We start from the raw sequence: 25,626 nt of genomic DNA, 5'->3' as shown, positions 1-25,626 counted from the left end.
GCAATATATCCAGTGTTTTACAGTGTATTTATTTACGGCGATACAGAGTATTCATGGCAGGCGACGCGTCCCATCTCGCAAAAGAGACCACGGAAGAGCTCACGGAAGAGCAACAGGCCATAGCCGACCATCCCGGCGGACACGCGAAGATCATCGCCGTCGCCGGATCCGGCAAAACCACTGCACTGCTGCACTACATCAAAAACCGCTTGCACTCGGGCACCGATCCCCAGCGCATACTCACCGTCATGTATAACCGCAGTGCGCGGGATGACTTTCAAGCTCGCCTGCAGAAACTGTGCAGTGGACGGATGCCGCCGGTACAGACATTCCACAGTCTCGGCTACCGCCTGTACCAGCAGATGATTGCCCGCGGCCACATCGCCCGCGCCAATCTCACCCCCCTGCCCCAGTCACTGGTACAGCTGCAGATCTGGAAGGCCATTGAAGCCTGCGCGCCACCGGCGGAACTGGAAGACATTCGCGCGCGCAAGCAGTCGGAAACCGAGGCCGCGGAATTTTTTATCGACTACACCAAAACCCTGCTCACCGGCGACCTGAGCGCATTCCAGCAGCTCAAACTCGGCGATGAGTACATGTATTTCCTGAAGGTGTTTCGCCACTTCGAGGACTGGCGACAGAAACAGAGCGCGGTCACCTACGCCGACCTGATCTACGACCCGGCAATCCTGTTCAGCCTGCGCGCGGATATCGCAGAGCAATACGGCAGTTTTTACCAGGACATCCTGGTCGACGAGTATCAGGACATCAATGAAATCCAGCACTATCTGTTACGGGTGCTCTACGGTAAATCCGGCAATGTCATCGCCATCGGCGACCCCGACCAGACCATTTATGAGTGGCGCGGCTCGCGCCCGGCATTTTTGCTGAAACTGTTCGATGGCGATTTTCCTCCCTCGAACGTCTACCGCCTGAGCCGCACTTTCCGCTATGGCCACAGCCTGTCGCTGGCAGCCAATCACTTTATCGGGAACAACCGCGAGCGCGCGGATATTTTCTGCATTTCCGACAAACCGGATGCAGACACCGATATCCAGCAGGTAGCCACCGGCAACGAGGGAAAATGGCTGGTGGAACATGTGCGCCGCTGCCGCAAACAGGGGTTACCGCTAAAGGAAATCGCGGTACTGGTGCGGCTGTGGTCACTGGCGGCGCCACTGGAGCTCGCCCTGCTGGCCAACAACATCCCCTACCGCTCGGGCAACCGCAATACCGTACTGTCGCGGCGGGAGCTGCGCCCACTGTTCTGGAGCCTGAATATCGCCGCCGGGCGTTTTGCCGAACAGACACCGAAACGCCGCAGCCAGGGACTCTACGAGTGGCTGACCGCGCCGCATATCCGAATTTCCCGCGCGGCACTGGAACCCCTGTGCGACGCGGTGGCGCCACTAGACCGCGGCTGGGGCAAGGCATTGCTGAAAAACACCCCCGACAACCTCAGCCAGCCCCAGTGCAAACGCCTGCGGCAACGGGCGGAGCTGTTGACCCAGATAGAACAGTGGCGGGGACACGCGGGCGAGTTGCTGCGCAGGCAGTTAAGCGACCTGGATTACCTCAGCGGAATTGCCGAAGACAGTTTTACCCGGCAGCAGGGGGAAGAGCGCCAGCAGACCATCCTTGCGTTCTGCCAGTACCTGGACCAGCTGCGGCTGCCACCTAAAGAGGCGCTGGGCCACCTGCAGGAACTGCAGCAGCAACACCGGCAACAGGATCAGCGGCAGGAGGGTGACGGCGAAGCGCGGGAGGCTGACGCGATCCAGATCACCACCATGCACCAGGCAAAGGGGCTGGAGTGGGACCAGGTGATCATCCCCTCCCTCACGGTGCACAATATGCCATACCAGCCGCAGCGGGATTTCACCACCCCGGCGTCCACCGAAAGCGAGCGCCGCCTGATGTACGTCGCCATGACCCGCGCGCGCCGCCAGCTCTACCTGCTGACGCCACAGAGCAATAGCGTGCCCGCGCAACCGGCAGCCACCGACCCCACATCCCAGGAGCAGAGGCCATCGCTGTTTATTGAGGAGATGCAGTTACCTCTCAGCACACTGCTGGCGGAAACGCTGCGGGAAAGGCCGGAAAAAATCACCACCCAGATACCGGTGACCCGGCTGGCAATCCGATACCTGGATGCCTGCAATTACAACCCGGACGTGGAGGCACCCCGAGCAGCACTGCGCCGGCCGCAACTGGGGGAAGGCATCCGGCACCAGAAACTGGGCTACGGCAGGGTGGTGAAGTGGGAGGATGACCGGGTGGAAATCCTGTTCAGCGACCGCCAGACACGGCGGTTTGACTGGGCCAGGCTGTCACCGTTTCTGCTGTGAGCCAAATGCCCGCCCAGGGGGGGGAATCATCGCGCAGGATGCCACTCAGTTGGCCGCCTGCTGGTCTCGTACAAACTGCTGGCTGACATTGAAATACAGCGCATACTCGTCACCGGATTCCGGGTCCCGCACCTGCATTTTGTCGTAAATGCCCTGCTTGTCGTAGACGATGGACTGATCCAGTACCTGCAGTCCCTTGAGACGTACAAAGCCGCGCAGCTCGGAGGTACTGATGGTGGTGAAAGCACTTTCCTGGGACCGCCCATCACCGCTGTTCTCGATGGAATTCATCAGGCCCTCCACCATATAGCGGTGGCGATCTTCCTGCTCGAATGCCCCCTTCTGCCCGCTGCACACAACTCCGATCATATGCGCTTCCAGGCTCATGTAATTGTATTCGAGTACCTTGCCGACATTTTGCAGGCAGGCATCAAAATCGCCTTCCTCAACGGACTTGTAGGCCTCCGGCAGCCATTTGAGTTTGACGCCACCATAGGGGTTGTATTCGGAAGATTTAACGAAGGCCTCCCGCAACCGGTTGAAATCCAGCGTAAACGACAACTGCTGCGCCTCAACCAGCAGGCGGCGATATTCACTGTCCTCGGGCTGGCGCAAAACCGTGTCGGCGCCGCTGCCGGCAGTATCGCCGCCCTGCCCCGCACAGGCTGCCAGCAGGGCAGCACACAGGAGCAGAAAACCACGGGAAATACATTTATTGTGCAGGATTGTCATTACTTGCTTCCGCTGCGGGTTTGACCCGGATTCCAAATAGGCGTCTTTGTTCGACCTCAACCAACTGATTGCGCGGGCGGAGAAAATCACGCAGTTTTTCCCGCTCCCACATGGCGTCCTGGTACCCGAGTTCGACCAGTTCGCCGAGGTAAGGTTTCTCGAACAACAGGTAACTGGCAGCAGATGCACCACCGCCAGAAGTTGTAGCACCGGTGGAGCGAAACAGCCAGCGCAGTGCCGGGGGCAAATAGCGCACTTTGCGGCCCGCGAGCCGGTCCAGGCTCTGGCTGGGTTCAATCACCGCAGATTCCACCGGCCGCAACGGCGCCAGGCCGTCCAGGCCCTTCTTGTCCACCGCATCCAGCAACAGGTTTACCCGATCCAGGTGCTCCAGGTCGCCCTCGAGACTGTCGATAAAGGCCGCGTTAAACAACTGTCCGCCAATCTGCGCCACTGACGGGGAGTGTTTCGCTACCTGGCGACGCTTGCCCCAGTGTACCGGTGAGCGGTTGTCCGAAACCCCCACCACAAATACCCGGCTGGCGCCCAGGTGCAGTGCCGGGCTGATCGGCGCGAGCTGGCGCACGGCGCCATCGCCAAAATATTCATCCCCGATTTTCACACTGGGAAAAAGTGTCGGGATGGCCGCCGATGCCATCAGGTGATCGGCACACAGGGTGGTGCGCTCGCCACAACGGCGAAAGCGCCGCCACTCCGTCACGTCCTCGCCGCCCTGGAAGAAACTGACGGACTCCCCCTGGTTGTAGGACATGGCGGTCACGCTCACCGCACGCAATCGCCCCTCATCAATGTTCCGCTGGATATTGGCAAATGGAATGCTGTCATTCACCAGCTCGCGCAGCGGCGTGTTATCCAGCAGTGCCAGCGGTTTGCGACGGGCCACCCCGTGATTGAACAAGGAGCGGGTGATGGTGGCCATATTGCCCAGGAGACTCGTCCAGTTGCTGCGATAAATATTGTCCACGGTCAGCCCCATCCAAAGGTTGCACAACCGTGCCACAGATTCCTTGAAGGTGCCGGGATGGGACGCCAGCAACAGCGCATTCACCGCGCCGGCAGAGGTGCCGCAGATGATCTTGAACGGGTGGGGCTCGCTTTCCGGAGTCAGCTCCGCCAGCGCCTTGAGTACCCCCACCTGATACGCCGCACGCGCGCCGCCCCCGGATAGCACCAGGGCGCCGGCGTTGGCGATCTGCGGAGGTGGCGTGTTGTTTACCGACAAAACTTGCTACCGATCTGACAATAATTGAAACAGGTTTGCACCAAAATCGGACTGATAGTCAAACAGTCCCAACAGCATAACTTTTGAGGGCTATTCAGCATAGCAGCGCTACGCGCGGCTGGCGCGCGGGTACTCGCAGGATGTAGCACTTGATCCACCCGGGCAGGTGCGTGATTCAACGCCCCATATCCACCACATAACGCCCGATACCGTGGCCGCGGTGCAGCCGTGCGAGAAATTCCGGCGCCTGATCAAGGGAAATATCCTCGGCGATTTTTTCCAGCTGTTCCCCGATATACCAGTCACCGGCCAGTTTTTTCCACACCGCCGCTTTCTTGTCCAGGGGCAACTCGACACTGTCCACCCCCAGCAGGCTGATACCGCGCAGAATAAACGGGAACACATTGGCCTGGAACTGGGCACCGGATGCCATGCCGCAGGCGGCAACACCGCCGCCGTAGGCGAGCGCCTTGATCACATTGAACAGGGTCTCGCCCCCCACGGTATCCACCGCCCAGGCCCACAGGGGCTTGGCAATGGCCTTATTGGCAAACGGCGCCAGGGTTTCCCGGTCCAGCACCTTCCAGGCACCCAGGCCGGTGAGGAATTCCGCCGACTCCAGTTTGCCGGTGACCGCTGCCACCCGAAAGCCCTGTTTCGCCAGCAGAGCCACGGCAATGGAACCCACGCCGCCGGTGGCACCGGTCACCAGTACCTCGCCGTCTTCCGGCCGCGCCCCTGCTTCCAGCAGTTTTTCCAGGCACAGCGCGGCCGTAAGCCCCGCGGTACCAAGAATCATTGCCTCCCGGGGCGTGAGCCCTTGCGGCAGTGGCGTCACCCATTCCGGCGGCACCGCAATCCGCTCCGCCAGTCCACCGGCGGTATTCATGCCGAGATCGTAACCTGTGATCAGTACCTGCTGGCCCACCGCAAAGGTGCCGCTGGCGTCACTGAGAACCGACCCCACGGCGTCGATGCCCGGGGTATGGGGATACTCGCGGGTTACCGCGCGATTGCCGAAAGCGGACAGCGCATCCTTGTAATTGAGAGCAGAGTGAGACACCGCCACGACTACCGGGTGCGCGGGCAATTCCTGCGGCTTGCGCTCTACGATTGTCTGATCGTATTTACCCGCCGCGACCTCTTCGACCAGCATTGCGCGAAATGTGTTGTCAGCCATCGTTACGTCCTTGTATTTATGCCGGCGGTTTACACACCGCCCGGCTCACTCTCTGCCCGATTCACACTATCGGTTTATTGGGCCTGGTGGCGCCAGGCGGCCAGCCGGGAGAGAGTGCGCGAGATTGCAGACTCCACCCCGGCCTGGGCGGCGATACCAATTTTCTTAGCGATATTCTGTTTTTCCTTGTACTCCACCTGGTACAGATCCGCATTTTCCGCGCGCCCGGTCAGGTACTCGTCGGAAGTTTTCAGCTCGTCCACCAGGTTCAGCTCCACTGCGCGCTTGCCAAACCACACTTCGCCCGTCGCCACCTTGGCCACATCCAGCTGCGGCCGATAATCGGCAACAAAATGCTGGAAGAGCGTGTGTATTTCTTCCAGGTCGCTCTGGAATTTTTCTTTGCCTTCGGCGGTATTCTCACCAAACATGGTGACGGTGCGTTTGTATTCGCCGGCAGTAAACAGCTCGAAATCCACATCGTTGCGCTGCAGCAGACGGTGGAAATTCGGCAACTGGGCCACCACGCCGATAGACCCCAGCATGGCAAATGGCGCAGCGAGAATGCGATCCGCCACACAGGCCATCATATAGCCACCACTCGCGGCCACCTTGTCGACGGCGATGGTCAGTTTCACCCCGGCACTGCGGACCCGTGCCAGCTGACTCGCCGCCAGGCCGTAATTGGCCACCATACCGCCGGGGCTCTCCAGGCAGACCACCACTTCGTCGTCCTTCGTGGCCACCTGCAAAACTGCGGTAATTTCTTCGCGCAAATGACTGAGCGCGCTGGCCTTGATATCACCATCGAAGTGAATTACGAACAGTCGTTTGCGCTCCGCCCCGGAGGAAGTCACCTCGGCGTCGCCCTTGCCCGGGAGATTTTCACTCCCTTCCTCAATACCCGCTTCCGCATCCGCCTGCGCCTGTTCCGGCACCGCAACTTCGCGGGACTCGCCGGCAGCGGTATTTTTCGCAGCCTGCTTTTTTTCTTTCTCCGCCGCCTTCAGCTCCGCCTTGCGTTTTTTCGCCAGCGCCTTGCCTTCCGCCTTCTTTTCCTTGTCGTGCAACTTGCGACGATGCGCATAGTCACCGCTGTCCATTACCGCCTCCAGCAGAGACTCTTTCATATCGTCGTAGCGGTCATTGAGCTTGGTCACCGAGATATGCCCCGGATCGCGATCTTTCATATGGGACCGGTTGGCAACGATAAAACCGATCACCACCAGGATTGCCGCAACGATGGTTACCACTTTGGCCAGAAACAGGCCGTAATCACTGAGAAACTCCACTAATCCCCCGATTCCCTTTTTGTGTTATTGCCACTCATTCAGCGCGGATTGCGCCTGATTGTTGAGCGGCCGTGCGAGCAGGCCGGTATGGCTGATTCGCACTTCGTAAACCGCACCATCCTGCATTGGCAGGAAAGTGGCACTACCGTATACCGCGTCGACCACCGGCAGGCGGTTGCCCAGGTTTCGCAGGGAACGCCACACATCCACCCCGTGGTCACTTTCCGCCAGGGCATATACCGAACGTTCTTTGTCGCGCTCGTCCTGCAGGGTCAGGTAGCGGCCACTGAGTCGGTCCAGGCGGTATGCCGGATGCACCCCCCAGCGCGCCAGCGGTCCCTTCCATTTGAGCATTCGGGCATCGAGCTGCCACTGGTCGCCGTATAGTTCAAACTCCTGTGCCAGGCCATCCTCATCGGAGAATTTGACCATGTAATGCTGCGAGCCCAGGCGCTCGAACGACACGGTGCCGACGCTGTGCTCCTCCGCCAGGTTGCGATAGCTGTATACGTCCAGCGCTACCAGTACGATCAGCAGTGCGCCGCCCAACAGCAGCAGCCCCAGGGCGCCGCGTAAAAAGCCCAGGAACCAATTTCCTTTCAGCAGAATCCTGCCGCCCCAGAAAACCAGCAGCAAGGCTATGAATGCGATGACAAATGTGATGGCGATATACATTGTTAACCGTTTCCTCCCGACCCTCTAATGGTGGAGAATGCTGTTATAAAAATAATCTGCACGCAGTCCCCGGGAAATTACTGATCCGCCGCCTGTTGCCTGGCGAAGGTCCGAATCAGCTGCCCGGAAAGCGTCTGTGCCGGCGGAATATCTTGCGGCAACCTGTCCCGGTGATACCAGTGTGCCGCACTGATTTCCGATCTGTCCGGCCGCAGCTCTCCCCCGCTGACCTCCGCCAGGAAACCAATCATCAACTGACCGGGAAATGGCCAGGACTGGCTGCCGATATAGCGCACGGCCCCCACTTCCAGCCCCACCTCCTCTTTGACTTCCCGCACCAGAGCCTGCTCCGCATTCTCTCCCGGCTCGATAAATCCCGCCAATGCGGTCAGCAACTGACGGCGGTGGTGGCTGTGCTGCGCCAGCAGGCACTCGTCGCCGCGGGTAACCAGCATGATGACACAGGGGGAAATTCTCGGGTATACCGCAAAGTCGCAGCGCTGGCAGGTGCGGGCGCGATCCCGGGGATGATAGGCGGTCTGCGCACCACAGCGACCGCAGTAGCGGTGGTCCCGATCCCAGTTGATCACCTGCATGGCGCGGCTGGCGAGACCAAATTCTGATTCACTGACGATGCCAAGCAGACTCCTGAGGCCCCGCCATTCGCAGCCGGGCAAGGCTATCTGCCGGGGCAGGTGATGCACACCGCAGGCTTTACCCCCCAAGTCACCGAGATAGTGACTGGCGGCAATCTCCGGGCCGGCAACGGAAATATCCGCATGCAACAGGCCGTCACCGGCGCACAGCAGCTCATTGCCGGAAATGACGATATGCCAATGGAACTCAGGCAGGGGCAAGACCCTGCCTGCAGGAAGGAATTCATTCATGGACTGGTCCCGCACCCCTACCGGCTCTGGTTTCACCGGAGAATAGACTGCACCATGGGCACGGTCTCAGGCAACCTCCACCGGATAGCCGAGCGCCTCGAGGCTTTCCACCGCCAGGTCCAGGGACTGCATATCCGCCTTGCGATGCAACTTCACCTCACCGAGGTAGTATTCGAGGCTGATGATGGCGTCGGCGAAGATTTCCAACAGCTGATCGACCCCCGGGGCGACGGTTTTCTGATCGATGACCGCTTCGACAAAGTGGGTAAGGCGCTCCACAACGGCTGCCGCCCGCCCCAGGCTGAGCACGATCATCCCGCCGCGCACGCTGTTCAGGGTGGTGGCCACATTGCGGATATGACCGTGGTCAAAGCCCGACTCCGCGTAAGAGGCGAGCGCCCGCTTGATCAGCGACAGCCCCGCCTCGGCCTCCTTGAGTACCGCCAGTTCCGCCTCTGCCAGCTGGCTGCGATCGAGGGCGATATCCGCATGGCCGGATTCATCCAGTTCAATGCAACTACTCTGGCGCAGTGCACGAATGGTGCTGTCCACGGCGAGGATCTGCGCCGTCAGTTGCTGCAGGGCCTGGTCCGCAACCCGGCCTCCAGCCGCGGCCACGCTCTGGTAGTTGGCGGTGGCGCTGGCAAGTTGCTCGCCAATGCGTTTGAAGTTGAGCAGGATCAGGGTATTGGCTATGCGGCGCAGGGTATCCACCAGCCCACCGTCTTCGCTCAGGCCCGAAGTGCCGATCACCTCGGCATCGTCCAACATGCGGCGCACACCGGACAACTCCTCATCCAGAGCCCCGGCCACCGCGGCGATGGCAGTGGCACCGGGACCGCCCAGGCTGGCGCGGTCGCGCTCCAGTTCCGGCTCCCGGTAGGAAAGTTCGCGCACCCCGAAGGACTGCAGCAGCTTCGCCCCCTGCCCGCCGGCACCAGACAGCGCCAGCCAGTACAGGCACTCCTTGATTAGCACCGGCGGAGCCGGTTGGTCGAGCGCCGCATCTCCGTCGCGGCAGATGGTTCGCAATCTGCGGTCGAGCATGCTGAACACCATCACCCGGGACCGGTTCACAAGCATCTCGCGGCTCGCCATACCGTTCAGGGCGGCCCCGGCAACCGACCACAGCCGGCCATTGGGGCGCCCGGCGCAGACACTGGCAATACGCTGTAATGCCCGCGCCATCATGGTGTAGGCCGGCCCCCGGGGCTTGCCTTTGAGCAGTGCCAGCAGGCCCACCTGGTACATGTGACGAAAGCGCCGGACAAAAGTCTTGAGATCTTCCGACATGACCGCGGAAGAAACGGCCCCCGGCACCGTCGCATCTGCGCGGCAGTGCAGGAAATGACTCTCGGGTACCGGCGCCTGCGCCCGCGCCAGGCGCAGGCTGTTGATGTAGGGGATCAGCAGTTCCGGCCGGGAAGTGGCCCGGTTCTGCACGAAATCGAGATACCGGGTGAGCACATAGTAGGCCGTGCCCACGGCCTCCAGCAGCTCCGCGGGCGACGGCTGGCGATCCTGCAGGATATCCCCCATGGCCGTCAGCATTTCCTGGGCCAGAAGTTCCGCCGCCTTCAACTGCACCATCTGCAGCACGCCGGTCACCTGCCGCAAGCCGTGAATACACTGTTCCAGTGCCGCCTTGTTTGCGTGATCCGCGGCGAACTGGTCAAGATATCCGGTTGCGGACTCGATACTCGCTACCAGCTCTTCTTTGACCAGGCTGACAGAAGTCAGATTGATTTCGCGCAATTCAGTCATTGCCTACACCGCTGCAATTGTTCTCTTGTATCCAATCCCTGTCATGCAATCCGTACAGCACATGAATCACAGGGGAACTGGGCAATTTATACCAAACCGCTCAAGAATCCAGCTTTCTCGGCGGAATTTCTACCGATTGATCGACAAAATCACCGATGGCAGTCACCACAATACCGGGAAATTGGTAAATCCAATTGAATTTTTCTGCCGAACTGGGTAGCGTTTCCGCTGATTCGTCACGCTACCGCCGGTGTGCGCTCACGAAGACCCAAGGAAGTCACCAATAATGAACACCTACCAAGACACCATGCCAACTTCTGCAAGCAGTGGCTTCGGCCGCGCATTTTCCGAGAATTTTCTCGGCGAGGCGCCGGACTGGTACAAGCTCACCATCGCCGCATTCCTGATCATCAATCCCCTCCTGCTCTACACCGCCGGTCCGTTTGTTACCGGCTGGGCGCTGATTGGAGAGTTTATTTTCACCCTGGCGATGGCCCTGAAATGCTACCCGCTGCAGCCGGGTGGCCTGCTGGCGATTGAAGCGGTACTGCTGGGCATGACCAGCAGCGAATCCGTCTACCACGAGGTTTCAGACAACATTGAAGTGATCCTGCTACTCATGTTCATGGTGGCCGGCATCTACTTCATGAAGAATTTGTTGCTGTTTGTTTTCACCAAACTATTGATAAACGTACGTTCGAAAACGGCGCTGTCCCTGCTGTTTTGCGGCGTTGCGGCAATCCTGTCCGCCTTCCTCGATGCGCTCACGGTAACCGCAGTACTGATCAGCGTTGCGGTGGGTTTTTACGCGGTTTACCACAAGGTGGCCTCCAACCGGCAGGCACACCACGAGCACGACCACGCCAGTGACGACCACGTGGTGGAATACCACCGCTCCGACCTGGATCAGTTCCGCGCTTTCCTTCGCAGCCTGATCATGCACGGTGCCGTGGGTACCGCACTGGGCGGCGTGTGCACCCTGGTGGGGGAGCCACAGAACCTGTTGATTGCGGAAAAGGCAGGCTGGGAGTTTGTCCAGTTCTTCGTCAATATGGCCCCGGTGACCATGCCCGCTTTTGCTGCCGGCCTGATTACCTGCGTGCTGCTAGAGAAATCCGGACTTTTCGGTTACGGCGCCAAACTGCCGGACGCCGTGCGTGAAGTACTGGCGAGCTTTTCTCAGGAACAGGAACGCAAGCGCACCCGCGGCGACATCGTGGAATTGTGGGTGCAGGGTATTGTCGCAGTACTCCTGGTGCTGGCCCTGGCGTTTCACGTTGCCGAGGTGGGCATCATCGGCCTGATGGTCATCGTGCTGTTGACCTCGTTCAATGGCGTGATACAGGAAGCCCGCATCGGCCATGCGTTCGAGGAAGCGCTGCCCTTTACCGCCCTGCTGGTGGTGTTTTTTGCCATTGTTGCGGTGATTCACGAACAGCACCTGTTTGAGCCGGTCACCCATTTTGTTCTGGGTCTCGAACCTGCACAGCAACCGGGAATGCTTTTCCTCGCCAACGGCATACTGTCGATGATCAGTGACAACGTGTTTGTTGCCACCGTATATATCAATGAGGTCAAGGCCGCACTGACGGCGGGCGACATCACCCGGGAGCATTTCGACAAGCTGGCCATTGCCATCAACACCGGCACCAACCTGCCAAGCGTGGCCACCCCCAATGGACAGGCGGCATTCCTGTTCCTGCTGACTTCTGCGCTGGCGCCCCTGATCAGGCTCTCCTACGGACGCATGGTGGTGATGGCCCTGCCCTACACTGTTGTGCTGACGGTAGTCGCGCTCAGCTGTGTTGTTTTTGCGCTCTGACAATTTCTGTCAACAAAACATCAACAGCTAAAAAAGGGGCCTATAGGCCCCTTTTTTGATTCTCCGACGGCACGCCGCCACGACACGATTACCAGAAGTGCTTGCCGGCTGACTTTTCCAGCAATGCCAGCATTTCCTCATGTGCGCCCAGCTCGTCCGCAGAAGCGCGCACCACGTTGAGCGGCGCCCGATCCGCCGACAGCCGGCGAATGGAGCCGACCTCAGCTTGCTGCTCGCGCTTTTCCTCGCCGTCATCACCACTGCCGTCGTTCCCCGCCAATGCCAGATCCGTCTGCCCACCGGTCATTACCAGATAGACGTCCGCAAGAATCTCGGCATCGAGCAGAGCGCCGTGGAGGTCGCGCTGGGAATTATCGACAAAATACCGTTTACACAGCACGTCCAGGTTGTTTTTCTGCCCCGGGTGCTTCTCCCGCGCCAGCGCCAGCGTATCCAGCACACTGCAGTGGGCGGCGACCGATTGCCAGCGGGGACTGCGCAGGCGCTTCAGCTCGGCATTGATAAAGCCCACATCGAAAGGCGCATTGTGAATTACCAGTTCCGCGCCTTCGCAGAACGCCATAAATTCGTCGGCGATCTGCGCAAAAACCGGCTTGTCCGCCAGAAACTCGTTGGTGATGCCGTGGACTTCAATCGCCCCGTCATCCACCTCCCGCTCGGGATTGATGTACTGGTGGTAATGACGCCCAGTGAGCTTGCGATTGATCAGCTCGACACAGCCGATTTCGATAATCCGGTGCCCAGTCTTGGGGTCCAGACCCGTGGTTTCCGTATCCAGAACTACCTGACGCACTACCTTATTCCCCCAGTTCATCTATGCCGCGGTTGGCCAGCGCATCGGCGCGCTCATTGCCGGGGTCCCCGGCGTGGCCCTTTACCCAGTGCCAGTGCACCTCGTGATGGCCGATGGCCGCATCCAGTTCCTGCCACAGGTCGGCATTTTTCACCGGCTTTTTGTTCGCGGTTTTCCAACCATTGCGTTTCCAGTTGTGAATCCAGCCGGTAATCCCCTGACGGACGTACTGAGAATCCGTATGCAGGTCCACACGACAGTGCTGCTTCAGAGCCTCCAGGGCGCGGATGGCCGCCATCAACTCCATACGATTGTTGGTGGTCAGGGCCTCACCGCCACACAACTCTTTCTCTGCACTGCCACTCATCAGCAATACGCCCCAGCCCCCCGGCCCGGGATTGCCCCGGCAGGCGCCATCGGTGTAGATCGTTACTTGTTTCAAATCCGGCTCTTGGAACTTGTGAAAATCGATAAAGACATACTGCGGCCCCGACGGCCGCAACCACGACGGATATTACCAGAAGGGAGTGGGCAGAAGGGAGCCAGGTGAGCCCGCGGTAACTCAGCGGTCGCGGCGGTGCCTGTGGTGCCTGTGCCGGGCGGCAACGCGAGGACTGCTGGGCACCGCAGTCAGCACCGGCTTCTTGTCGCTGCCCCAGTTGATTTTCAGGGTGCGCATATGCACCACTTCCTTGCGCGCGACAATGACGTAAAAGCCACCCCAGGGTAAGTGACAGCGAGCCCCCATTCGCTCCATCCAGGAGGTTTTGGCCAGCAGCTCGCGGTGCTGCAGCGGCCAGCGGAAAAAGCCCCGTTCCACGGTTCCCGCCTGCAGGTCGAGCAAGTGCATCCAGTCCGCAATACGCGCCGCCCGCAGCTGGTTTCCCCGCTGGTAGGGGCTAGCCGAGCGCAGCAGACGGCTCATTCCCAGGAGCGAGAAGGGGTTGAAGCCGATCAGCACCAGGTGACCACCGGGTATCAACACCCGGGCTGCCTCGCGCAGCACCTGATGCGGGTGCGGGGCGAAGTCCAGCAGGTGGTGCAAAATCACCACATCAATGGATTCGGAAGGCAGCGGTAACTGATCGAATTCAACCTGTGCCGCGCCGCCCCCCAAACACGGACTGAGCCGGAAACGGTGATTGATCCGGCTGCAGGCGGCAAAGTCGACCTGGGGCGCCACACCCGCCTGCATCAGGTGGTAACCGAACAGGCGCTCCACCAGTGGCTGTGCGAGCGCCAATTGCTGGGTAAGCAACTCCTGCCCCAGGGCACTGGAAAACCACTCGGTCAACTCTGCATACGATTGCGCCAACGAAGGCAACACCTCGCGCCGGCGGCCGAACAAGCCTTTGCGCTCCATAGCTCTCCTCTGGGATGACGTCCTGTACCCGGGGCGCCCGCCTGTGCAGCATTCGGCGCCGCACAGCCAATTGGGGACCCGCACACTGTGTTATGGTTGCGTATTCACGACTTTCTCGCCCTAGGTTAGCGGCCAGCATCAATGATCACAATCAACCCGATACCTGCATTCAGCGATAACTATATCTGGCACCTGCAACGAAATGATGAACACTGGGTGGTCGACCCCGGCGATGCCGCGCCGGTGGTTGACGCACTCGGGGCCAATAAACTGGCCGGCATTCTCGTCACCCACCACCACTTCGACCACACCGGAGGTGTCGCCGACCTGGTGGCGCGCTACCAATGCCCGGTGTTTGGCCCCGCATCCATCGACTGCGTCAGCCACCCCCTGGAGAATGGTGACCAGTTCACATTACTGGATGTTGGCGCAACAGTAATCTCTGTGCCCGGGCATACCCTGGATCATATTGCCATTATTTTGCGCGAAGCGGGCAAATACCATCTATTCTGTGGCGACACCCTGTTCGCTGCCGGTTGCGGGCGATTGTTTGAAGGTACCCCGGAACAAATGTACAGCTCCCTCGGCAAGCTCGCCGAGCTTCCGCCGGATACGCGGGTGTACTGCGCCCACGAGTACACCCTCGCCAACCTGAAGTTCGCTTCGGCGGCGGAACCGGATAACGAGGCGATCAGGGCGAGAGTGGCTGCCGCCGAGGAGCTGCGACACCAGGGTAGGCCCACCCTGCCCTCCAGCATCCAGCTGGAGCAGGACACCAACCCGTTTTTGCGTTGCGGCGAGGCGGCGGTCCGCCGTCAGGCGATTCAACGGGGCGCTGCCGAGGATGCAGGACCTGTTGAAATTTTCGCCACTTTACGCCACTGGAAGGACAATTTTTGACCAAATTGCATTGACCGGAACCAAGTCAGCTCTTTAGAATCAGACAATTACAATTCAAACCTCAAGCGCGTTCGGAAAAACGAATTGATATAAGCGCTCGGGAAGAAAGATAACGACAGACTCGCGGACAACCAGCATGGTTTACAAGAAATTTGCTGTTGCAGTACTGGCTGCAGCAGTGGGGGCCTGCGCACAGTTGGAAACTGCGCCGGACACAGGCATTGCATCGGACGCAACTGAAATCGACGCCAGCATCAGCCAGGCGTCAGAAGAAATCAGCCGCAATATCCTGCAATCCGCCGAACCGGCCCTGCCCCCGAGCGATATCTGGGAGCGACTGCGCCGCGGCTTCACTTTGCAACGTGAATTGAAGCGTGACAAAGTCCAGGATTACGTGAATTACTTCTCCAGTAATCAGGGCTACATGTCCCGCGTGACCGAGCGCTCCCGCCGCTACATCTTCCATGTGGCAGAGCAGCTGGAGCAGGCCAATGTTCCCCTGGAATTCGCCCTGCTGCCGGTTGTCGAAAGCGCCTACGATCCCTTTGCCTATTCCCACGCCCAGGCCTCCGGCATGTGGCAGTTCATTCCCGCCACCGGGCGCTCGTTCGGACTGCACCAGAACTGGTGGTATGACGGGCGCCGCGACGTGGTGGAATCCACCCGCGCTGCCAGTGAATACTTCAACTACCTGGCAGCTAAATTCGACGGCGACTGGCTACTCGTACTGGCCGCATACAATGCCGGTGAAGGCACCGTGCGCCGGGCCATCGAACGCAACAAACGCCGCGGCAAGGGCACCAGCTTCTGGGACCTGAAACTCCCGCGGGAAACCCGCAGCTACGTACCGCAGCTGCTGGCACTGGCGGAAGTGGTAGCGCACCCCGAAAAGTACCAGGTTCCCCTGCACAACGTCGACAACAGCCCCTATTACGCGGTGGTGAATGTGGGCAGCCAGATTGACCTGGCCCAGGCATCCGAGCTCGCCGGCATTGAGGTCAAGGAACTCCACCTGCTGAATCCCGGTTATAACCGCTGGGCCACGGATCCGAACGGCAACCACCGCCTACTGATTCCCGCAGACAAACGCGAACAGTTTATGGAGAAGCTGGCCACACTGCCCGCCGATCAGCGGGTGACCTGGCAGCGGTACAAGGTTGCCCGTGGCGACTCCCTGTCTGTGATCGCCCGGCGCTACGAAACCACCATCGCGGCGATCCAGCAAACCAACAAACTCCGCGGCAGCAATATCCGCGCCGGCCAGACCCTGCTGATTCCCAGCGCCTCCGGGCCGAATGCGGAGTATGCCTACGCCATCGACCAGCGCGTGAACCGTCGCCAGAGCTCCGGCAGCGGCCGCAAGACCAGCTATACCGTGCGCCCCGGCGATACCCTTTGGGGAATTGCCCGCACCATGAACGTCAAGGTACGGGAGCTGGCAAGCTGGAACAGCATGGCACCCGGCGACACCCTGCGCCCCGGCCGCAAACTCGTCGCGTACAACAGCGGTGGCAGCAGCAGCGAACAACAGAGCCGCACCACCCGCAAGCTCTCCTATCGAGTGCGCAACGGGGACTCCCTGTACCGCATTGCGCGCAAGTTCCGCATTGATATCAGCGATATCGTACGCTGGAACAAAATCAACAAAAAAACCTATCTGCAGCCGGGCCAGAGACTGACCCTGTTTGTCGACAGTGCCGCGAGTGGCTGATTTTACGCAGCCGGTAATTCTCGAACCGCAGACATAAAAAAACCGGCGAAACGCCGGTTTTTTTATGTCTCTCGATCGGCCAGTTATTCGCTGGCTGCTATCTCGATATCCGCCTTGCTTCTCAGGTACTTCTGCATCGCTGCCAGTTCCGCAGAACCCTGCATGGATGCCAGCTGCTGCATCAGCGCATCGCGCTGCTCGGCACTTTGTGCAGACAGTTTGCCCGGACGTACCGCGCGCAACTGCACCACCACCTGATCGCCATTGCGAGCAGCGAAGTGCTCTTCCACTTCCGCACCGGGTTTCGGCGCGGACATCTCAAACACGTGATTGACCACTTCTCCGCGAGCGCCAAAGCCGCCGCGACGGGTTTTGTCACTGGTTTCGAGGGTCAGCTCTTCGCTACTGGCGATTTCTGAAAACTCCGCGCCAGCTTCCAGCTGCTGCTGGATTTCCCGGGCTTTGGCGATTAATTGCTCGCTGGCCTTGTCACGCTTCAGGCGATCGACAATCTGCTCGCGAACCTCAGCCAGGTCTTTAACGCCTGCGGGCTTGTGCTCCACCACTTTGAGCACCACGGCGTGGTTCTCATTGAGGTTCAGCACATCGGAGGTCATGCCGTCTTCCAGCACTTCCGGGGCAAATGCGGCAGCGAGAACCTTGCTGTCGGCAGCGATGCCCGGGCCACCGTTGCGGGAGAACAGCGGGGATTTCTGTACCTGAACGCCCAGCGCCTCCGCCGGCTCTGCCAGGGTTTCCGCGTTGTACGCCAAGTCCCCGAGGCGGCTCAGCGCATCCACGAACTCACGCTCGGCCACAGCACCGCGCAGTTGTGCGGTGATTGCCGCCTTGCGCTCCTCAAAGGACGGAGCCTCTGCGTCTGCAACCTCCAGCAGCTTGATGAAATGGGTTCCCGCATCGGTTTTCACCGGAGCGGACACCGCACCCACTTCCAGCGCCGCCAGTGCATCCTCAAATTCTTCCGGGAACACATCGCCACCGGTAAAACCGACATCACCACCCTCTTCGCGGGAAATGATATCGTCGGAATACTGCTTGGCCAGCTCAGAGAAGTCCTCGCCAGCGGCCAGCTTTGACTGCACTTCCGCAACCTTTTCCTGGCCCGCAGCTTCGTCCGCGTTTTCGATCAGGATATGGGCAGCGTGCCGGCGGGGTTTGGCGCTGAAGCTCTTCGCTTCCTGCTCGTACTGCGCACGCACGTCCTGCTCGGCGATGTCGATATTGGCCGCAAACAATTCCGGCTTCAGCTCGATATATTCCACCGCAACCTGCTCCGGGCGCTGGAATGACTGCTGATTTTCCTCGTAATAGGCCTGGATCTCGTCATCGCCCACGGTAATGTCGTTGAGCAGCGGCGCAACCGGCAGCGTGACATAGTCAAAATCGCGCTCTTCCATGGAGACTTCCACAATCTGCTCGGCGTTCTTGCGCGTGGTAAATGCGCTGTCAGCCACACTACCCGCATACTGCTGCATGACCAGGTCCTGCTCCAGCAGCTGGCGGAATCCGGCAGGGCTGTAACCCATACGACGCAACCCGTCGCGGTACATCTGTTCATTGAACTGCCCGTTGATCTGGAATACGGGCATCTGCACGGTTTCTTTATCCACTGCGGCGGTACTCATCACCATACCGCTGGCCTGCGCCGCCTGGCGCATGACCGAAGTGTTCACCAGTTGTTGCAGGGCCGGTGCACGCAATTGTTCGTCGGTCAACAGGTCAGAGGGCACGCTATCGCCGTACTGGCTCTCGATCGCGCTGCGGCGATTCTGGATCGCGCGTTGCAGATCGCCATTGGAGATTTTCTCGCCATTGACCTCCGCAACCTTGTCGGCAGAACCGCCACTGGCACCGGTGAAGAAGTCGATCCCACCGATGACCATAATAAATCCGAAAAAAGCTGCAACGATGACTGCAGCGGTACCCTTCAGGTTGTCGCGCATGGACTGAAGCATATTCAGCTCCGAAATTAACTCTTACACAATTCACTCGTGAATCATTGATTATTATTACTTCACCAGTTTGTTTTCTACGTAACCGGTGATGTATTCAGCCGTTGCCCGGCGGTGATTCACAAGCAGGAAAATCACAATATCAAAAATGAAAATTCAGAAACAAAAAAGGCGCATCCAAGTGATACGCCCCTTTGAAGCTTCGGTGATTACGAGGCTTCTTAATTTACCGCATCTTTCAAAGCTTTACCGGCTTTGAAGTTCGGGATTTTAGCTGCTGCAATTTCGATCGGGTCGCCGGTGCGCGGGTTGCGACCGGTGCGAGCCGCACGCTCTTTAACCGCGAAGGTACCAAAGCCAACCAGCGCTACCTGATCTCCTTTTTTCAGTGCGTCGGTGATGCTTTCTACCATGGCGTCCAGAGCGCGGCCAGCGGCTGCTTTCGGAATGTCAGCAGATGCGGCAATGGCTTCGATCAGTTCGGACTTGTTCACGCTATATCCCTCTGTTCTTTTCTAGGTTTCTAGGTATGTATCTAGGTGTTCGAACGCCCCTCCCCGGGGGCATCTTCTCATGCAATTTGCACTCGGTTTTCATGCGCCTGCGGGGCTGTCCGCAGCGCAATAAGCCCCGATTTATACCAACTGCCTGTTAGCGGGTCAAGGAACCACGCGGCTTTGCGGGGAGTTGGACAAAATTAAGGCACACTTGTTCAGGCTTTATCCGGCAAGTTCATTTTTTAAGCTGGAGCCACCCCACCAAATGCCAAGGGGCGCACTTTACGCGACCGGGGCACAGGCTAGCAAGCAAAGATTTGGCGAAAAGGAACGACCTGCCGGCCACTGCCGGCAGATCGCTTTCACTGCAGGTTAATGGGTCTGCACAGACCGCTGGGAGCGCTCCTCGGCCTGCTTTTGCAGGGCCGAGTACTCTTCGTCACTCAGTGCACTGGGCACCCGCTCCAATGCGTACTCGAATACCTGATCTATCCATTTGACCGGCTTGATCACCAGATCCTGCTGGATATTGTCCGGAATATCCTTGAGGTCACGCTCATTGTCCGCAGGGATCAATACGGTCTTGATCCCGCCGCGATGCGCCGCCAGCAACTTTTCCTTGAGACCACCAATGCGGAGCACTTCACCGCGCAGGGTAATCTCACCGGTCATGGCTACATCCGAGCGCACCGGGATATTGGTCAGCACCGACGCCAGCACCGTACACATGGCGATACCTGCCGAGGGACCATCCTTGGGCGTTGCACCTTCCGGTACGTGGATATGGATATCCCGGGTTTCGTGGAAATCCGGTGCAATACCCAGGGCCTGCGAGCGTGCGCGCACGACGGTCAGGGCAGCCTGGATAGACTCCTGCATCACATCGCCCAGGGAGCCGGTCTTGATTACCCGCCCTTTGCCCGACACTGCGGATGCCTCGATGGTGAGCAATTCGCCACCCACTTCGGTCCACGCAAGGCCGGTAACCTGGCCGATTTTGTTTTCATCTTCCGCACGACCGAAATCGAACTTGCGCACGCCGAGTAACTCCTCCAGCTGCTCGGGCCCCACTACCATCTTTTTGGTGGAAGCTTTACGCACGTGCTCGGTAACGATTTTGCGGCAGATTTTCGCCACTTCGCGATCGAGGCCACGCACCCCCGCCTCGCGGGTGTAGTAGCGCACAATATCCCGCACCGAGTCGTCACTCAGTTCCAGCTCTTCCGGCTTCAGCCCCGCCGCCTTGCGCTGCTTGGGCACCAGGTAGCGCTGGGCAATATTCAGCTTTTCATCCTCGGTGTAGCCGGGAATACGGATTACTTCCATCCGATCGAGCAGTGGGCCCGGGATGTTCATCGAGTTGGAAGTACACACGAACATGACATCGGAGAGGTCGTAATCCACTTCCAGGTAATGGTCGTTGAACGACTTGTTCTGTTCGGGATCGAGCACTTCCAGCAGCGCAGATGCCGGATCACCGCGGTGATCCATACCCATTTTGTCCACCTCGTCGAGGAGGAAAAGCGGATTCTTCACTCCGACCTTGGAAATTTTCTGGATCAGCTTGCCTGGCAGCGAACCGATATAGGTGCGACGGTGACCGCGGATCTCCGCTTCATCGCGCACACCGCCCAGGGCCATGCGCACATATTTACGGTTGGTGGCGCGGGCAATGGATTCACCCAGGGATGTCTTACCCACCCCGGGAGGTCCAACCAGACAGAGGATCGGGCCCTTGACCTTTTTCACCCGCTTTTGCACCGCGAGGTATTCGAGGATACGTTCCTTGACCTCTTCCAGGCCGTAGTGGTCCTTGTTAAGGATCTCTTCCGCCTTGATCAGGTCGTGGCGAACACGGCTGCCTTTCTTCCAGGGAACGCTCAGCATCCAGTCGATATAACTGCGCAACACTGACGCTTCTGCAGACATCGGTGACATCATTTTCAGCTTGCCGAGTTCTGCGCGGGTTTTCTTTTCCGCCTCGGCAGACATGCCCGACTCGGCAATTTTCTTTTCGAGATCTTCGATCTCGTTCGGCTCTTCGGTAATCTCACCCAGTTCCTTCTGGATGGCTTTCATCTGCTCGTTGAGATAGTACTCGCGCTGGCTCTTTTCCATCTGCTTTTTGACGCGACCGCGGATGCGCTTCTCTACCTGAATCAGGTCGATCTCGGAATCCATCAGGCCCAGCAGGTGTTCCAGCCGCTCTTTGACGGAAACGGTTTCCAGCAGCTCCTGCTTCTGCGGCAGATCCAGTGACATATGCGCAGCGATGGTATCTGCCAGGCGCCCGGGCTCATCGATGCCGGACAGGGAGGTGATCACCTCGTTCGGCACCTTTTTGCTGACGCTGACATACTGCTCAAACTGGGACATGGCCGAGCGCACCAGTGCCTCGGATTCGGCCTCCGGCAAATCTTCGGTTTCGAGGTCACTGACGCTGGCACGATAATGCCCCTCGCCTTCCTTGATCTCCTCGATCTTGACGCGGTGTCCACCCTCTACCAGCACCTTGACGGTACCGTCCGGCAGTTTCAGCAACTGCAGCACGCTGGCAATGGTACCGACGCGATAGACATCCTCGGCCCCCGGATCATCTTCGGACGCCTGACGCTGGGCCACCAGCAGCACCTGCTTGTCCGTGCGCATGGCGTCTTCCAGAGCATCGATGGATTTTTCCCTGCCGACAAACAGCGGGATCACCATATGCGGGTACACCACCACATCGCGCAGGGGTAACAGTGGGTATTCGTTCAGGGTATCGGATGGCTGGTCCATAAAACTCCTCTCGGCCCTCGCGGCGGCAATTGGCCGCCGGTTTACTGGCATTCTGGTCAGCGCTGCATGAAAACCACAGCCCTGCAATATTTCGCCATTTCAGAGGTTAATTGGGGGCAGCCCCCAGAATAACAAGTCTGAACGGGGCTCGGCAGCAAAATAAGTTTAATTCAGGAGGCGGGTAACGGCCCGTTCGGGAGAAAATACTTCAGGATTGGCCAATGAAAGAACAGTACGGACGCCTGTCGCGGAAACCAACCGGACGATTACTCACTGCGCCAGCGACCAAATTCTGAACGACTGGACATAAAAAAAGCCCCGAAACGGGGCTTTTTGCAACCGGCGGGAAGAGTTACTCCTCCGGTGCGGCCTTCTGCTGCTTCTGCTGGGCCTCTGCCTGCTCGTACACGAGCAGCGGTGCAGATTCGCCCTTGATCACCGCCTCGTCGATCACGACCTTGGCCACGTTGTCCATGGAGGGGATGTCATACATGGTCTCCAGCAGTACCGACTCCATGATAGAGCGCAGTCCGCGAGCACCGGTCTTGCGCTCCATGGCCTTGTTGGCCACCGCATCCAGGGCGTCGGGACGGAAGTCCAGCTCCACACCTTCCATATCAAACAGCTTTGCGTACTGCTTGGTCAGGGCGTTGCGGGGCTCGGTCAGAATCTGCACCAGGGCGGCGCGGTCCAGCTCTTCCAGGGTAGCGGTCACCGGCAGGCGGCCGACAAATTCGGGAATCAGGCCGTAACGCACCAGATCTTCCGGCTCCAGGTCCAGCAGCACTTCACCGAAGTTGCTCTTGCTGTCCTTGGATTTCACTTCCGCACCGAATCCGATACCACCTTTCTCGGAGCGGTCGCGGATGACCTTGTCGAGACCGGCAAAGGCACCGCCACAGATAAACAGGATATTGGAGGTGTCTACCTGCAGGAACTCCTGCTGGGGATGCTTGCGTCCACCCTGCGGCGGCACAGAGGCCACGGTGCCCTCGATCAGCTTCAACAGCGCCTGCTGGACACCCTCACCGGATACATCGCGGGTGATGGACGGGTTGTCGGACTTGCGAGAAATCTTGTCGATTTCATCGATGTACACAATGCCCTGCTGGGCCTTCTCCACATCGTAATCGCATTTCTGCAGCAGCTTCTGAATGATGTTCTCGACGTCTTCACCGACATAACCGGCTTCGGTCAGGGTGGTGGCGTCGGCAATGGTAAAGGGTACGTTCAGCAGTCGCGCCAGTGTTTCCGCCAGCAGCGTCTTACCGCTACCGGTGGGGCCTACCAGCAGGATGTTTGATTTGCCGAGTTCGACGTCTTCCTTGCCCTTCACACCCTTGCCATTGCGCAGGCGCTTATAGTGGTTGTAAACGGCAACCGCCAGCACTTTTTTGGCGCGGGCCTGCCCGATGACATACTGATCGAGAATTTCGGTAATTTCCTGCGGGGTTGGCAGGCGGCTGTCGTCGCCATCTGCGGAATCCTGCACTTCTTCGCGAATGATATCGGTACACAGCTCGACACATTCGTCACAGATATATACCGAGGGACCAGCAATCAGCTTGCGTACTTCCTGCTGGCTTTTGCCACAGAAGGAACAGTAAAGGAGTTTGCCGTTCTCTTCTCCGCTGCTCTGGTCAGTCATCAATGTACTCCGTGGTCTAACAGCCAGCCGAAATGCGGTGGCAAATGGGGTTCACTAGCAAGATGCGGTCTTTTGGCAGGATTTTCAAGCTTTTTTGTTTTGCGCCGAACAGGCCTGCCGCGGCAGTGCGATCCGCACTGGGATCTGGGTGTGCCCTTTCGGTCATCATCTACCGAAAGGTCACACCCGATAAACGTCTGTTTGGAGGCTGCAGGTGTCGCCTGATGCGACACCTTCAGTACTATTTGCTCAGCGCTTCGCGGCGCGACAGCACATCATCCACCAGACCGTATTCCTTGGCCTCGTCGGCACTGAGAAAGTGATCACGTTCTGTATCGCGCTCGATATCGGCAACGCTACGCCCGGTGTGGTGGGCCATCAGCTCGTTCAGGCGCGAACGGATCTTGAGGATCTCCTGCGCGTGAATATGGATATCCGAAGCCTGCCCCTGGGCGCCGCCACTGGGCTGATGGATCATCACCCGGGAGTTCGGCGTGGCGAAGCGCTTGCCTTCGGCCCCGGAGGTCAACAGAAAGGCGCCCATACTGCACGCCTGACCGATACACATGGTGCTTACATCCGGCTTGATAAACTGCATGGTGTCATAAATGGACATGCCCGCCGTGACGGAACCACCGGGGGAATTGATATACAGGTGGATGTCTTTGTCCGGATTTTCCGCTTCCAGGAACAGCAGCTGGGCCACCACCAAGTTGGCCATGTGATCCTCTACCGGTCCCACCAGGAAAATGACACGCTCCTTGAGGAGTCTCGAATAGATATCGAACGAACGTTCACCCCTGGCAGTCTGCTCCACCACCATCGGAACCAGGCCGCCGGTGGCCATAATCTCTTCTTTTTTTGCGGGATAATCAAAAAATGCCATGGATACGGTGCTTCCTTTTTTGGCGTATTTGGCGGGATCAGGGCGGGCAAAAAATACACATCCCTGAAAAATTCAATCAATCTGAGCTTAACTGGTCAGCCGCGATAAAGCCAGTAAGCAGACGCGGTGGTTACAGTTGGAGACAAGGAGATAGAGAGGTGGGACACTAACCCATCACATGCGACGGGCATAAGATCCTGTCCGGAGAGATAGCGGAAGAAAAAACGGCCACCCTGAGGTGGCCGTTTTTATCTGATCAAGCCTGCTTTTGCGGCTTGATCACGTCGTCGTAGGTGCTTTCGACGTCGGACACCTTGGCCTTGTCCAGCACGAAGTCCACAACCTGGTCTTCCAGCACAACGGACTCAACGCCCGCCAGCAGCTCGCGGTTGTTGAAGTAGTACTCGACCACTTCTTCCGGCTGCTGGTAGGTAGAGGCCAGCTCTTCCACTTTAACCTTAACGCGATCAGCATCAACAGCGATCTTGTTTTCCTTGACGATTTCGCCAACAACCAGACCCAGCACGACACGGCGCTTGGCCTGATCTTCGAACATGGCGTCAGGCAGCATACGCGCCGCATCTTCCGGCTTGATCTGACCACCGAACTGCTGAACCATCTGGCCGCGCAGGGTGTTTACTTCACCGGCAACCAGCGCCGCAGGGATTTCTACCTGGTGCTTTTCGAACAGCTGGTCCATGACCTGGGTCTTGACCTTGTTCAGCGCCGCATTCTTGAGTTCGCGCTGCATGTTTGCACGCACTTCTTCGCGGAACTTGTCTTCACCGCCTTCTTCCACGCCGTAAGCCGCGAAGAATTCGTCGTTCAGTTCCGGCAGTTCCGGCTTTTCAGAACCGGTTACCTTGATGGTGAATACGGCATTCGCGCCGCGCAGGTCTTCAGCCTGGTAGTCTTCCGGGAAAGTGACTTCCACTTCCTTTTCTTCGCCCGGCTTCATACCGATGATGCCGTCTTCAAAGCCCGGGATCATGTTGCCAGAACCCAGAACCAGCTGCTGGCCTTCCGCCTTGCCGCCTTCGAACTCTTTGCCGTCTTTGCGACCAACGAAGTCGATGGTGACGCGGTCACCCTTCTGCGCCTTGCGCTTGGTTT

20 protein-coding genes are annotated in these 25,626 nt (G+C 58.9%); 4 read left to right on the top strand and 16 right to left on the bottom strand.

Translation table 11 applies throughout. The features are described 5' to 3' along the window. The first annotated feature begins 53 nt into the window (after window positions 1–53). On the top strand, window positions 54–2,348 hold the full coding sequence (locus QZ511_RS07565; protein WP_295801287.1) for an ATP-dependent helicase: 2,295 nt from the start codon (window positions 54–56) through the stop codon (window positions 2,346–2,348). Window positions 2,349–2,393: 45 nt separating this feature from the next. On the opposite strand, the gene QZ511_RS07560 is transcribed toward QZ511_RS07565, so the two are convergent. From QZ511_RS07560 to QZ511_RS07530, 7 genes are all read right to left on the bottom strand, one after another. Then, complete coding sequence (locus tag QZ511_RS07560; protein ID WP_295801285.1) at window positions 2,394–3,080, bottom strand: DUF4919 domain-containing protein; 687 nt, start codon at window positions 3,078–3,080, stop codon at window positions 2,394–2,396. Further along, the gene (locus tag QZ511_RS07555) at window positions 3,061–4,323 is read right to left on the bottom strand and encodes a patatin-like phospholipase family protein (RefSeq protein ID WP_295801283.1); all 1,263 of its coding nucleotides are present in this window, start codon (window positions 4,321–4,323) and stop codon (window positions 3,061–3,063) included. The genes QZ511_RS07560 and QZ511_RS07555 overlap by 20 nt, the downstream gene beginning before the upstream one ends. 175 nt (window positions 4,324–4,498) lie before the next feature. Next, the gene (locus tag QZ511_RS07550; protein WP_295801281.1) at window positions 4,499–5,503 is read right to left on the bottom strand and encodes a YhdH/YhfP family quinone oxidoreductase; all 1,005 of its coding nucleotides are present in this window, start codon (window positions 5,501–5,503) and stop codon (window positions 4,499–4,501) included. 74 nt (window positions 5,504–5,577) lie between these two features. Beyond that, on the bottom strand, window positions 5,578–6,795 hold the full coding sequence (gene sohB, locus QZ511_RS07545; RefSeq protein WP_295801279.1) for a protease SohB: 1,218 nt from the start codon (window positions 6,793–6,795) through the stop codon (window positions 5,578–5,580). A gap of 24 nt (window positions 6,796–6,819) precedes the next feature. Then, a complete protein-coding gene (locus tag QZ511_RS07540; protein WP_295801276.1) occupies window positions 6,820–7,470 on the bottom strand; it encodes a cation/multidrug efflux pump in 651 nt (216 codons plus the stop codon). Window positions 7,471–7,547: 77 nt separating this feature from the next. Continuing rightward, on the bottom strand, window positions 7,548–8,357 hold the full coding sequence (gene nudC / locus QZ511_RS07535) for an NAD(+) diphosphatase (protein ID WP_295801274.1): 810 nt from the start codon (window positions 8,355–8,357) through the stop codon (window positions 7,548–7,550). Window positions 8,358–8,423: 66 nt separating this feature from the next. Next, window positions 8,424–10,121: a hypothetical protein gene (locus QZ511_RS07530; protein ID WP_295801272.1), complete on the bottom strand. Its 1,698-nt coding sequence runs from the start codon at window positions 10,119–10,121 to the stop codon at window positions 8,424–8,426. Window positions 10,122–10,407: 286 nt separating this feature from the next. Between QZ511_RS07530 and nhaB the strand changes: the two genes are divergently transcribed. After that, a complete protein-coding gene (gene nhaB, locus QZ511_RS07525) occupies window positions 10,408–11,943 on the top strand; it encodes a sodium/proton antiporter NhaB (RefSeq protein WP_295801270.1) in 1,536 nt (511 codons plus the stop codon). Window positions 11,944–12,031: 88 nt separating this feature from the next. On the opposite strand, the gene dnaQ is transcribed toward nhaB, so the two are convergent. From dnaQ to QZ511_RS07510, 3 genes are all read right to left on the bottom strand, one after another. Next, window positions 12,032–12,757: a DNA polymerase III subunit epsilon gene (gene dnaQ / locus QZ511_RS07520; protein ID WP_295801269.1), complete on the bottom strand. Its 726-nt coding sequence runs from the start codon at window positions 12,755–12,757 to the stop codon at window positions 12,032–12,034. 4 nt (window positions 12,758–12,761) lie between these two features. After that, window positions 12,762–13,199 carry a ribonuclease HI gene (rnhA, locus tag QZ511_RS07515; protein ID WP_295801268.1) on the bottom strand — a complete coding sequence of 146 codons (438 nt, stop codon included), beginning with the start codon at window positions 13,197–13,199 and terminating at the stop codon, window positions 12,762–12,764. A gap of 120 nt (window positions 13,200–13,319) precedes the next feature. Next, on the bottom strand, window positions 13,320–14,120 hold the full coding sequence (locus tag QZ511_RS07510) for a class I SAM-dependent methyltransferase (protein ID WP_295801266.1): 801 nt from the start codon (window positions 14,118–14,120) through the stop codon (window positions 13,320–13,322). A gap of 141 nt (window positions 14,121–14,261) precedes the next feature. Between QZ511_RS07510 and gloB the strand changes: the two genes are divergently transcribed. Together gloB and QZ511_RS07500 are read left to right on the top strand one after the other, a co-directional pair. Further along, window positions 14,262–15,020, top strand: a complete 759-nt coding sequence (gloB, locus tag QZ511_RS07505; protein WP_295801264.1) for a hydroxyacylglutathione hydrolase — start codon at window positions 14,262–14,264, stop codon at window positions 15,018–15,020. 136 nt (window positions 15,021–15,156) lie between these two features. After that, a complete protein-coding gene (locus QZ511_RS07500; RefSeq protein ID WP_295801263.1) occupies window positions 15,157–16,731 on the top strand; it encodes a LysM peptidoglycan-binding domain-containing protein in 1,575 nt (524 codons plus the stop codon). Window positions 16,732–16,814: 83 nt separating this feature from the next. On the opposite strand, the gene QZ511_RS07495 is transcribed toward QZ511_RS07500, so the two are convergent. The 6 genes from QZ511_RS07495 to tig all read right to left on the bottom strand — a co-directional run. After that, window positions 16,815–18,707 (bottom strand): SurA N-terminal domain-containing protein, encoded by a 1,893-nt coding sequence (locus QZ511_RS07495; RefSeq protein ID WP_295801261.1) that lies wholly within the window; start codon window positions 18,705–18,707, stop codon window positions 16,815–16,817. 218 nt (window positions 18,708–18,925) lie between these two features. Then, window positions 18,926–19,198 (bottom strand): HU family DNA-binding protein, encoded by a 273-nt coding sequence (locus QZ511_RS07490; protein WP_160153901.1) that lies wholly within the window; start codon window positions 19,196–19,198, stop codon window positions 18,926–18,928. 375 nt (window positions 19,199–19,573) lie between these two features. Next, on the bottom strand, window positions 19,574–21,979 hold the full coding sequence (lon, locus tag QZ511_RS07485; RefSeq protein ID WP_295801257.1) for an endopeptidase La: 2,406 nt from the start codon (window positions 21,977–21,979) through the stop codon (window positions 19,574–19,576). A 352-nt stretch (window positions 21,980–22,331) separates the two neighbouring features. Further along, window positions 22,332–23,627, bottom strand: a complete 1,296-nt coding sequence (gene clpX / locus QZ511_RS07480; RefSeq protein WP_295801255.1) for an ATP-dependent Clp protease ATP-binding subunit ClpX — start codon at window positions 23,625–23,627, stop codon at window positions 22,332–22,334. Window positions 23,628–23,868: 241 nt separating this feature from the next. Continuing rightward, the gene (gene clpP / locus QZ511_RS07475; protein ID WP_295801252.1) at window positions 23,869–24,513 is read right to left on the bottom strand and encodes an ATP-dependent Clp endopeptidase proteolytic subunit ClpP; all 645 of its coding nucleotides are present in this window, start codon (window positions 24,511–24,513) and stop codon (window positions 23,869–23,871) included. A gap of 256 nt (window positions 24,514–24,769) precedes the next feature. Further along, a partial coding sequence (gene tig / locus QZ511_RS07470) for a trigger factor (RefSeq protein WP_295801250.1) occupies window positions 24,770–25,626 on the bottom strand: 857 nt, incomplete at its 5' end.

This window comes from uncultured Microbulbifer sp., from assembly GCF_913055755.1.
GTDB lineage: Bacteria > Pseudomonadota > Gammaproteobacteria > Pseudomonadales > Cellvibrionaceae > Microbulbifer.
This window is presented reverse-complemented; position numbering and strand designations above follow the sequence as displayed.